Here is an 11,658-nt window from a genome sequence, read left to right as displayed (position 1 = left end):
GTCAGCGGTTCGATCCCGTTAACTCCCATATAGGTCCCGTAGTGTAGCGGTTATCACGTCGCCCTGTCACGGCGAAGATCGCGGGTTCGATTCCCGTCGGGACCGTTTAAGATAACGGAAGTTATTTTAGACTCGTTAGCTCAGTTGGTAGAGCAATTGACTTTTAATCAATGGGTCACTGGTTCGAGCCCAGTACGGGTCATATTTGCGGGTTTGGCGGAATTGGCAGACGCACCAGATTTAGGATCTGGCGCTTAACGGCGTGGGGGTTCAAGTCCCTTAACCCGCATAATAGAAAGTAGCCGGCTTAGCTCAGTTGGTAGAGCATCTGATTTGTAATCAGAGGGTCGCGTGTTCAAGTCATGTAGCCGGCATTTTTTTATATAGAATAAGAGGTCGATGCGAACGTAGTTCAGTGGTAGAACACCACCTTGCCAAGGTGGGGGTCGCGGGTTCGAATCCCGTCGTTCGCTTAGAGAGGCCGGGGTGGCGGAACTGGCAGACGCACAGGACTTAAAATCCTGCGATTGGTAACGATCGTACCGGTTCGATTCCGGTCCTCGGCATATAATGATGAGCACCCTTAGCTCAACTGGATAGAGTACCTGACTACGAATCAGGCGGTTAGAGGTTCGACTCCTCTAGGGTGCATTTTTTTAGTTAACGCGGGAAGTAGCTCAGCTTGGTAGAGTACTTGGTTTGGGACCAAGGTGTCGCAGGTTCGAATCCTGTCTTCCCGATTGAGTATGGGGATACTTAAGGGTATCTTTTTTATATGTGTTAAGGAGATTCTGAGAATCTTCTTTTTTGTTTTTAAGGAATGAATTTAGGAAAACTAGCAGTGCTTAAGGAATGGTAGTGGCTATATATTTTCTTTAATTATGGTAAAATAGTAAGAGAATAATGTGAGGAAATTGAATGTCAAGTAAGTTTGAAATTTTAATGAATCAAATAGGAGTCTCTGATCAATTGAGACAGGATCCTGCTCTTGTTAATGCAAGTATTGAGCGTGTTGTGGTTCATAAAATTAGTAAGATTTGGGAATTTCATTTTGTATTTTCTAATATTTTACCGATTGAAATCTTTTTAGAGTTAAAGAAAGGGTTGAGTGAAGAATTTTCTAAAACAGGGAATCAAGCTGTTTTCGAAATCAAGGCTCTCTCTCAAGAATTTTCAAATGAACTCTTGCAGGCCTACTATAAGGAGGCTTTTTCTGAAGGTCCATGTGCTAGTCAAGGGTTTAAGTCTCTTTATCAGAATTTGCAAGTTCTTGCAGAGGGAAATCAGCTATTTATTGAAGGTTCAGAGATGATTGATAAGGAACACTTTAAGAAAAATCATCTTCCTAATTTAACAAAGCAACTTGAAAAGTTTGGTTTTCCAGCTTTTGTCTGCCAAATCGAAAAGAATGATGCTCTTACACAGGAGCAGGAAGCAGCCTTCTATACGGAGAATGAACAAATCGTTCAGGCTGCTAATGAAGAGGCTTTGCGTGCTATGGAACAACTGGAACAGATGGCTCCTCCTCCAGTAGAAGAGAAACCGGCCTTTGATTTTCAGGCTAAAAAGGTTGCGGCAAAACCAAAATTGGATAAGGCTGAAGTTACCCAGATGATTGATGTGACGACTGAGGAAAATCGTTTGGTTTTTGAAGGGGTCGTTTTTGATGTGGAGCATAAGGTGACCAGAACTGGTCGCGTTTTGATCAACTTTAAAATGACGGACTATACTTCAAGTTTTTCAATGCAAAAATGGGTTAAGAATGAAGAAGAGGCTCAGAAGTTTGACATCATTAAGAAAAATTCCTGGCTTCGTGTTCGTGGAAATGTGGAGATGAATAACTTCACACGAGATTTGACAATGAACGTACAGGATGTGCAGGAAGTTGTGCACTATGAGCGGAAGGATTTAATGCCAGAAGGTGAGCGTCGGGTTGAGTTTCATGCTCATACTAATATGTCGACCATGGATGCTCTGCCAGAAGTAGAGGAAATCATTGCGACAGCTGCAAAGTGGGGACACAAGGCGGTTGCCATCACGGACCATGGAAACGTTCAGTCCTTTCCACATGGCTACAAGGCAGCTAAGAAAGCTGGAATTCAGCTGATCTATGGAATGGAAGCCAATATCGTTGAAGACCGTGTTCCTATCGTTTACAACGAAGTAGAGATGGACTTGTCAGAAGCGACCTACGTGGTTTTTGACGTGGAAACGACGGGACTTTCAGCTATCTATAATGACTTGATTCAAGTTGCGGCTTCTAAGATGTACAAGGGAAATGTTATTGCCGAATTTGATGAATTTATCAATCCTGGATATCCCTTGTCAGCCTTTACTACCGAGTTGACTGGAATTACAGATGACCATGTCAAAAATGCCAAACCACTGGAACAAGTTTTACAAGAATTCCAAGAATTTTGCAAGGATACAGTCTTAGTCGCCCACAATGCTACCTTTGACGTTGGCTTTATGAATGCTAACTATGAGCGTCATGGTCTGCCTAAGATTAGCCAGCCAGTTATTGATACGCTGGAGTTTGCTAGAAACCTCTATCCTGAGTATAAACGTCATGGTTTGGGACCTTTGACCAAGCGTTTTGGTGTGGCACTGGACCACCACCACATGGCCAACTACGATGCGGAAGCTACTGGTCGTTTGCTCTTTATCTTTATCAAGGATGTAGCGGAAAAACATGGTGTGACTGATCTAGCTAGACTGAATATTGATTTGATTAGTCCAGACTCTTATAAAAAAGCTCGGATCAAGCATGCGACCATCTATGTCAAGAATCAAGTAGGTCTAAAAAACATCTTTAAGCTGGTTTCTTTGTCCAATACCAAGTACTTTGAAGGGGTACCACGGATTCCGAGAACGGTTCTAGATGCTCATCGGGAAGGTTTGATTTTGGGCTCAGCCTGTTCAGAAGGTGAAGTTTTCGATGCGGTCGTTTCCCAAGGTGTGGATGCGGCAGTCGAGGTGGCCAAGTATTATGACTTTATCGAGGTCATGCCACCAGCTATCTATGCACCATTGATTGCTAAAGAGCAGGTTAAGGATATGGAGGAGCTCCAGACTATTATCAAGAGTTTGATAGAGGTGGGAGACCGTCTTGGCAAGCTCGTTTTGGCTACGGGAAATGTTCATTATATCGAACCGGAAGAAGAGATTTACCGTGAAATTATCGTCCGTAGTTTGGGACAGGGGGCTATGATTAACCGAACCATCGGTCACGGCGAACATGCCCAACCAGCACCGCTACCGAAGGCTCATTTTAGAACGACCAATGAAATGTTGGATGAATTTGCTTTCTTGGGAGAAGATTTAGCACGCAAATTAGTCATTGAAAACACTAATGCCTTGGCAGATATCTTTGAACCTGTTGAGGTTGTTAAGGGTGACTTGTACACTCCTTTCATCGATAAGGCTGAAGAAACGGTTGCTGAGCTGACCTATAAGAAAGCTTTTGAGATTTATGGAAATCCGCTGCCAGATATTGTTGATTTGCGGATTGAAAAAGAATTAACATCCATACTGGGGAATGGATTTGCTGTGATTTACCTGGCTTCCCAGATGCTGGTACAACGTTCCAATGAACGGGGCTACTTGGTGGGTTCTCGTGGATCTGTCGGTTCCAGTTTCGTTGCGACCATGATCGGGATTACGGAGGTCAATCCTCTCTCCCCTCACTATGTCTGTGGTCAGTGTCAGTACAGTGAATTTATCACCGATGGTTCTTACGGTTCAGGTTTTGATATGCCCAATAAGGATTGTCCAAAGTGTGGTCACAAACTCAGCAAAAATGGGCAGGATATTCCGTTCGAGACCTTCCTTGGTTTTGATGGGGACAAGGTTCCCGATATTGACTTGAACTTTTCGGGAGAAGACCAGCCTAGCGCTCACTTGGATGTGCGTGATATCTTTGGTGAAGAATATGCCTTCCGTGCAGGAACGGTTGGTACGGTGGCTGCCAAGACTGCCTATGGATTTGTAAAGGGCTACGAGAGAGACTATGGCAAGTTTTATCGTGATGCTGAGGTCGAACGCCTCGCCCAAGGTGCTGCTGGTGTCAAGCGGACTACAGGACAACACCCGGGGGGAATCGTTGTTATTCCGAACTACATGGATGTCTACGATTTTACGCCTGTTCAGTATCCAGCAGATGACGTGACGGCTGAATGGCAGACGACTCACTTTAACTTCCACGATATCGACGAGAATGTTCTCAAACTTGATGTACTGGGGCATGATGATCCGACTATGATTCGGAAATTGCAGGACTTGTCTGGTATTGACCCTAATGAAATTCCCATGGATGATGAAAGCGTCATGGCTCTCTTTTCTGGAACGGAAGTTTTGGGGGTGACGCCTGAGCAAATTGGAACTCCAACAGGGATGCTGGGAATTCCAGAGTTTGGAACCAACTTTGTACGTGGAATGGTAGATGAGACACATCCGACAACTTTTGCGGAGTTGCTTCAGCTGTCTGGTCTATCCCACGGTACCGATGTGTGGCTGGGGAACGCCCAGGATCTGATCAAGCAAGGGATTGCGGACCTATCGACTGTTATCGGTTGTCGGGACGATATCATGGTTTATCTCATGCATGCGGGTCTTGAACCTAAGATGGCTTTTACTATCATGGAACGGGTACGTAAGGGCATGTGGCTAAAGATTTCCGAAGAGGAGCGAAATGGCTACATCGAGGCTATGAAGGCCAATAAGGTGCCAGAGTGGTATATCGAGTCCTGTGGGAAAATCAAGTATATGTTCCCCAAAGCCCATGCGGCCGCCTACGTTATGATGGCCTTGCGTGTGGCCTACTTCAAGGTTCACCATCCGATTTATTATTACTGTGCTTACTTCTCCATCCGAGCCAAGGCTTTTGATATCAAGACCATGGGTGCGGGATTGGATACCATCAAGCGCAAGATGCAAGAAATTGCTGAAAAACGGAAGAACAATGAAGCTTCTAATGTGGAAATTGACCTCTATACAACTCTTGAGATTGTCAATGAAATGTGGGAACGTGGTTTCAAGTTTGGAAAACTCGATCTCTACCGTAGTCAGGCAACAGAGTTCCTCATCGATGGGGATACCCTCATTCCGCCATTTGTAGCAATGGATGGTCTGGGAGAGAACGTTGCTAAGCAGTTGGTGCGTGCGCGTGAAGAGGGTGAGTTCCTCTCTAAGACAGAACTGCGCAAGCGTGGCGGACTGTCATCGACCTTGGTTGAAAAGATGGATGAAATGGGGATTCTTGGCAATATGCCAGAGGATAACCAGTTGAGTTTGTTTGATGATTTGTTTTAAGGATTAGAACGGAGAACATCTTTATGAAACTTAGAATCTTTGCGGAAGACAAACCAGCGCAAAAGGTTTTTGACTATCAGCTAGAGCTGGCAGATGAAACAATTATCCTATCGACAGTGCTTCTGTCGGGTGCCATTGCTTTAGCAGGATTGTTTTCTGCTTTAAAAGAAAAATAGAAAAGGAAAAACAAAATGGTTTTACCAAATTTTAAAGAAAATCTAGAAAAATATGCGAAATTGTTGGTTGCGAATGGAATCAACGTGCAACCTGGTCACACCTTGGCTCTCTCTATCGATGTGGAGCAACGTGAATTGGCGCATTTGATCGTTAAAGAAGCCTATGCCTTGGGTGCGCATGAGGTCATCGTTCAGTGGACAGATGATGTCATCAACCGTGAGAAATTCCTCCACGCTCCGATAGAGCGCCTGGACAATGTGCCAGAATACAAGATTGCTGAGATGAACTATCTCTTGGAGAACAAGGCTAGCCGTCTTGGGGTTCGTTCTTCTGATCCAGGTGCCTTGAACGGTGTGGATGCGGATAAGCTTTCAGCTTCTGCTAAAGCTATGGGACTTGCCATGAAGCCAATGCGTATCGCAACGCAATCCAACAAGGTTAGCTGGACTGTAGCAGCCGCTGCTGGACTTGAGTGGGCTAAGAAGGTCTTCCCAAATGCTGCGAGCGATGAAGAAGCAGTCGATCTCCTTTGGGACCAAATCTTCAAAACCTGCCGTGTCTACGAAGAAGATCCTGTTAAGGCCTGGGAAGAACATGCAGCCATTCTTAAGAGCAAGGCAGATATGCTTAATAAGGAGCAATTTTCAGCCCTTCATTATACAGCGCCAGGAACTGATTTGACACTTGGCTTACCTAAGAACCACGTTTGGGAATCAGCTGGTGCTATCAATGCACAGGGCGAAGAATTCTTGCCAAATATGCCAACAGAGGAAGTCTTCACAGCGCCTGATTTTCGTCTCGCAGATGGCTATGTTACTTCTACAAAACCACTTAGCTACAACGGAAATATCATTGAGGGAATTAAAGTAACCTTCAAGGATGGACAAATCGTAGATATCACTGCTGAGAAGGGGGATCAGGTCATGAAAGACCTTGTCTTTGAAAATGCGGGCGCGCGTGCCTTGGGTGAATGTGCCTTGGTACCAGATCCAAGTCCAATTTCTCAGTCAGGCATTACCTTCTTTAACACTCTTTTCGATGAAAATGCTTCAAACCACTTGGCTATTGGAGCAGCCTATGCGACCAGCGTTGTTGGTGGAGCAGAGATGAGCGAAGAAGAACTTGAAGCTGCAGGACTGAACCGTTCAGATGTTCACGTGGACTTTATGATTGGTTCGAATCAAATGGATATCGATGGTATCCGTGAGGATGGAACACGCGTACCACTCTTCCGTAATGGAGACTGGGCAAATTAAGGAGAAGCTATGATTGGAAGCATGTTTGTCGGCCTTTTAATCGGACTATTAGCTGGAGCTATCACCAATCGTGGAGAACGTATGGGATGCTTTGGGAAGATGTTCCTCGGTTGGATTGGTGCCTTTTTAGGACAATTACTCTTTGGTTCTTGGGGGCCAAGCTTAAACGGTACAGCCATTATTCCAGCAGTTCTCGGTGCTATGATTGTGTTAGCTATCTTCTGGGAAAGAGGAAGTTAGCTTCCCGGTTCTGAAAAGGAAAGGAGGTTGGTCATTGAGCCAGCCTCCTTTTGAGTATGATATAATAGTTCTATGAGATTAGATAAATTTTTAGTTGTCTGCGCTGTGGGGAGTCGGACTGAGGTTAAAAACTTGCTTAAAGCTGGGCGCGTGACAGTAAATGGTAAAAAAGAAAAATCAGCTAAACTGCAGATCAATGAAGAAAGAGACGAGATTTGCTTTGATGGTCAAGTGCTAGAGTATGAAGAGTTTGTCTATTATATGATGAACAAGCCCCAAGGAGTTATTTCAGCGACTGAGGATCCCAAGCACAGAACGGTTCTAGACTTGCTGGATGACTTGGCGCGGACCAAGGAAGTTTTTCCAATAGGGCGCTTGGATATCGATACGCATGGTCTTCTGCTCTTGACCAATGACGGCAAACTAGCTCACGCTCTTCTTTCACCCAAACGCCATGTGGATAAGACCTATCTGGCGCAAGTCAAGGGAATTATGACCCAAGAAGATGTGGAGAGATTTGCCAAGGGCATCCCGCTCAAGGACTTTACCTGCCAGCCAGCTAAGCTGGAGATTGTGTCGGTAAATCCAGTAAAGAATCAAAGTCTAGTTCGCGTGACCATTGCTGAAGGGAAGTTCCATCAGGTCAAACGCATGGTGGCCTACTGTGGCAAGGAAGTGGTGGACCTACAACGTTTGACGATGGGAACTTTAGCCTTGGACGAGAACTTAGAACGAGGAGAATGGCGTCGCCTGACCAAGGAGGAGTTAGAGAATGTCCTTGCTAGTATTGCTTAGTTTGGATTATGCTAGAAAAGGTGAGGAGAATGTCCTTGCCTTTTTATGTTTTCAGTTGCTTCCTTTGTGAAAAGAGTTATAATAGACTGTAGAATAAAAGGAGGAATCTATGAACGCGATTCAAGAATCATTTACTGATAAACTATTTGCTAACTATGAAGCAAATGTCAAATACCAAGCGATTGAAAATGCTGCCAGCCACAATGGAATTTTTGCAGCTCTAGAACGTCGTCAAAGCCATGTAGACAACACACCTGTTTTCTCATTGGATTTGACCAAGGACAAGGTTACTAACCAGAAAGCGTCTGGTCGTTGCTGGATGTTTGCAGCTCTCAACACCTTCCGCCACAAACTCATCTCTCAATACAAACTGGAGAACTTTGAATTGTCACAAGCTCACACATTCTTCTGGGACAAGTACGAGAAATCCAACTGGTTCTTGGAGCAAGTGATTGCGACTGCAGACCAAGACTTAACTAGCCGCAAGGTTAGCTTCCTACTCCAAACACCACAACAAGACGGTGGACAGTGGGATATGGTCGTGGCCCTCTTTGAGAAATACGGTGTCGTTCCTAAGTCTGTTTATCCTGAGTCTGTTTCATCTAGCAGCAGCCGTGAGCTCAATGCAATTCTTAACAAATTGCTTCGCCAAGATGCTCAAATCTTGCGTGACTTGCTCGCTTCTGGTGCGGACCAAGTGACTGTTCAAGCTAAGAAAGAAGACCTCTTGCAAGAGATCTTTAACTTCCTTGCTATGTCACTAGGACTTCCACCGCGTAAATTTGACTTTGCTTATCGTGATAAGGATGACAATTACCAAAGTGAAAAGGGCATTACGCCACAAGAATTTTACAAGAAATATGTTGACCTTCCTCTAGAAGATTATGTTTCTGTTATCAACGCTCCAACCGCTGACAAGCCATACGGTAAATCATATACAGTTGAGATGTTGGGAAATGTCGTCGGTAGCCGTGCGGTTCGCTATATCAACGTTCCAATGGAGCGCTTGAAAGAATTGGCGATTGCCCAAATGCAAACAGGAGAAACTGTTTGGTTTGGTTCAGATGTCGGCCAACTCAGCAACCGCAAAGCTGGAATCCTTGCGACTGATGTTTATGACTTTGAATCAAGCATGGATATTCAACTCACTCAAGACAAAGCTGGACGTTTGGATTATAGCGAAAGCTTGATGACCCACGCCATGGTCTTGACGGGTGTGGACTTGGACGAAAATGGTGAATCAATCAAGTGGAAGGTTGAAAACTCATGGGGAGACAAGGTCGGTACAGATGGTTACTTCGTCGCCTCAGACGCTTGGATGGATGAATACACCTACCAAATCGTTGTCCGTAAGGAATTGCTGACAGCAGAAGAACAAGCTGCTTATGAAGCAGAACCAATCGTGTTAGCACCATGGGATCCAATGGGAGCCTTGGCAGAATAAAGCATAGAGAAAAGAGGTTAGGGGAATCCTAGCTTCTTTTTTTAAAGTAATTTCTTAAAGTAGTAATAGATGATGTTTGCCAAGGGAGTTCTTCTTATTTTGAGTCTTTAAGTGACAGAGAAAAAGATATGTGTTATTATAGTAGTACAAAAGGATATCGGAGTAGAAATGAAGTATTTAAGCAGCCAAGACATCAAGGATCGTCAACGAAACATCAGTGACATTAAACCTTATAAAACAACCAAGGAAATCATCATTTCAAATATCTTTACCTTCTTTAATGCTATGAACTTGGCTCTGGCAGTTCTGGTAGCCACAACCTTGCGATTTGAGAATATGCTCTTTTTGGGTGTGATTGCTATCAATACAGCTATCGGGATTTTCCAAGAAGTGCGTTCAAAAAATGCTTTGGAAAAACTAAGTTTGCTTGGTAAAAGTAAGTACAAGGTCAATCGAGATGGTCAAACGATTGAGATTGACCCAGAGGACATCGTACTGGGCGAGTACTTGCATCTCAATCTGGGAGATCAGGTGCCTGTCGATGCAGAAGTGCTTGAAGGGAATATTGAAGTTGATGAGTCCTTGCTGACGGGTGAGAGTGATTCGGTCTTTAAAACGGTTGGTGACAAGCTGATGAGCGGAAGCAATGTTGTCAGCGGTACTTGTCTGATACTTGCTACAGCTGTGGGTCCCGATAGTTATATCAACAAACTTGCAAAATCCAGCAAGGAATTCAAAAAATACCCTTCTAAACTGCGCGATTATATGGATAAGATTTTAAAAATCGTCTCTGTCCTGCTGGTGCCAGTTGCCATTCTACTCTTTGTCAGAGGTTTTAGTCTAGGGCGAACTTATATTGAAATTGTCTTGGGAAGTTCAGGCGCCTTGGTCGGCATGATTCCAGAGGGATTGATTCTCCTGGTTAGCGTTTCCCTAGCAGTAGCGGCCATGAAGCTGGCCAAAAAGAAGGTTCTGGTGCAGGAGCTATACTGTGTAGAGACCTTGGCGCGTGTAGATGTTCTTTGTTTTGATAAGACAGGTACCATCACGACTGGTAATATGAAGATCCAAGAAATGGATGCTAATGTAGCAGAGAAACTGTCTTCTTATCTGGCTTATTTCGAGGATGAAAATGCAACTTCCCGAGCTCTAAAGACTTACTTAACCTATGAGAAAAAGTGGGAAGTTCAAGAAGTCGGTGCATTTTCAAGCAAAAACAAGTATTCCTTTGTCCAAGTAAAAGAGGGTGGGACCTACTTTTTCGGTGCTTATGAGTTTTTAGGCTTTACCCAGCCGATGGATGCCTACTATGAAAATCTAAAACAGCAAGGTTTTCGAATCTTGACACTTGCCCATAGTAAGGACCACATCATGAGTCCAGCCAATATGGAACTACTAGGGCACGTTGTTCTGTCAGATGAGATCAAGGATAATACCAAGGAAACCTTTGACTATTTCGAGTCTCAGGGAGTGGAAGTAAAGATTATCAGTGGGGATAATCATGTGGCTGTATATGGAGTGGCTCGTAAGGCAGGATTTAAAGAATCAGCCCGTGCGATTGATATGACCAAGGTGAGTGATGAGGACTTTGAAAGAGTGGTCTTGGAACACGATATCTTTGGTCGCGTGACACCTGAGCAGAAAGAAAAGATGGTAACCGTTTTACAAAATGCTGGTAAAACAGTTGCTATGAGTGGTGATGGAGTCAATGATGTTCTAGCTCTCAAAAAAGCAGACATCAGTTTCGCTATGAATGGTGCTACCAGTGCAGCCAAAAGCGTCTCCAATATTGTTTTTCTCACAGATGATTTTGCGGTATTTTATGATATCTTGATGGAAGGTCGCCGGGTTATCAATAATATCCAAAAGGTCGCCTCTCTCTTTCTAACAAAGACCTTCTTCTCCATCGTGTTTGCCATTTTGAGTGTGATTTTTGGATTGGAATTTGCCTTTATCCCCATTCAGTTTACAATTATTTCAGCCATTACGATTGGGATTCCATCCTTCTTCCTAACTTTTGAGTCCAATAAAGAAAAGGTTAGCAGGCACTTTATGAGAGATATCCTGACCAATGCGGCGATTGGTGGAGGCGTTCTGGTTGCTAGTGTTCTCTTGATAAATTTCTTTATCACTGTCCCAGGTCAGGTCAAATTTATTTGCTTCCTCCTTGCCCTGATCAATGGTCTGTGTCTAGTTGCCAAGGTCAGCATTCCCTTTAATCGATACAAACTAGTCTTGCTCACGTTTTTGAGCCTTGCAGCCCTTGTTGGATTGCTTGCTAATACCTTTATCCTGCGAGGAGCTTTTGTGCCTCTAGAAACCACTCAAGTACTCTATGTAGCCATCCTAGCAGTGGTGATTGGGAGCCTTCATTATCTGACTAGAAGAAAAAGTTGATACACAAAAAGAATCAGGATTTGATCCTGATTCTTTTTT

At 44.1% G+C, this 11,658-nt stretch carries 7 protein-coding genes and 8 tRNA genes; all 15 read left to right on the top strand.

Annotation, left to right across the window (positions count from 1 at the left end; genetic code table 11):
* The first annotated feature begins 32 nt into the window (after window positions 1-32).
* A tRNA-Asp gene (locus tag MK405_RS08285) sits at window positions 33-105 on the top strand.
* Window positions 106-129: 24 nt separating this feature from the next.
* Window positions 130-202, top strand: a tRNA-Lys gene (locus MK405_RS08280).
* Between the two features lie 5 nt (window positions 203-207).
* Window positions 208-289 (top strand) — tRNA-Leu (locus MK405_RS08275).
* 12 nt (window positions 290-301) lie between these two features.
* Window positions 302-374: transfer RNA gene (locus MK405_RS08270), tRNA-Thr, on the top strand.
* 27 nt (window positions 375-401) lie between these two features.
* A tRNA-Gly gene (locus tag MK405_RS08265) sits at window positions 402-473 on the top strand.
* Window positions 474-480: 7 nt separating this feature from the next.
* Window positions 481-566 (top strand) — tRNA-Leu (locus MK405_RS08260).
* An 11-nt stretch (window positions 567-577) separates the two neighbouring features.
* Window positions 578-651, top strand: a tRNA-Arg gene (locus MK405_RS08255).
* A 15-nt stretch (window positions 652-666) separates the two neighbouring features.
* A tRNA-Pro gene (locus MK405_RS08250) sits at window positions 667-740 on the top strand.
* A gap of 178 nt (window positions 741-918) precedes the next feature.
* The gene (locus MK405_RS08245) at window positions 919-5,310 is read left to right on the top strand and encodes a PolC-type DNA polymerase III (RefSeq protein WP_268704763.1); all 4,392 of its coding nucleotides are present in this window, start codon (window positions 919-921) and stop codon (window positions 5,308-5,310) included.
* Window positions 5,311-5,333: 23 nt separating this feature from the next.
* Window positions 5,334-5,486, top strand: a complete 153-nt coding sequence (locus MK405_RS08240) for a hypothetical protein (RefSeq protein WP_268704762.1) — start codon at window positions 5,334-5,336, stop codon at window positions 5,484-5,486.
* Window positions 5,487-5,501: 15 nt separating this feature from the next.
* The gene (locus MK405_RS08235; RefSeq protein WP_212576581.1) at window positions 5,502-6,743 is read left to right on the top strand and encodes an aminopeptidase; all 1,242 of its coding nucleotides are present in this window, start codon (window positions 5,502-5,504) and stop codon (window positions 6,741-6,743) included.
* A gap of 9 nt (window positions 6,744-6,752) precedes the next feature.
* Window positions 6,753-6,983, top strand: coding sequence for a GlsB/YeaQ/YmgE family stress response membrane protein (locus MK405_RS08230; RefSeq protein ID WP_000580441.1), 231 nt, complete (start codon window positions 6,753-6,755; stop codon window positions 6,981-6,983).
* A gap of 72 nt (window positions 6,984-7,055) precedes the next feature.
* Window positions 7,056-7,778, top strand: coding sequence for a pseudouridine synthase (locus tag MK405_RS08225; protein ID WP_268704761.1), 723 nt, complete (start codon window positions 7,056-7,058; stop codon window positions 7,776-7,778).
* 109 nt (window positions 7,779-7,887) lie between these two features.
* Complete coding sequence (gene pepC / locus MK405_RS08220; RefSeq protein WP_268704760.1) at window positions 7,888-9,222, top strand: aminopeptidase C; 1,335 nt, start codon at window positions 7,888-7,890, stop codon at window positions 9,220-9,222.
* A gap of 168 nt (window positions 9,223-9,390) precedes the next feature.
* A complete protein-coding gene (locus tag MK405_RS08215) occupies window positions 9,391-11,619 on the top strand; it encodes an HAD-IC family P-type ATPase (RefSeq protein ID WP_268704759.1) in 2,229 nt (742 codons plus the stop codon).
* Window positions 11,620-11,658: the final 39 nt, after the last annotated feature.

Origin of the sequence: Streptococcus oralis (assembly GCF_026782345.1) — a bacterium.
GTDB lineage: Bacteria > Bacillota > Bacilli > Lactobacillales > Streptococcaceae > Streptococcus > Streptococcus oralis_CK.
Note: the sequence above shows the minus strand (reverse complement) of the source record. Positions and strands in the feature narration are given on the sequence as shown.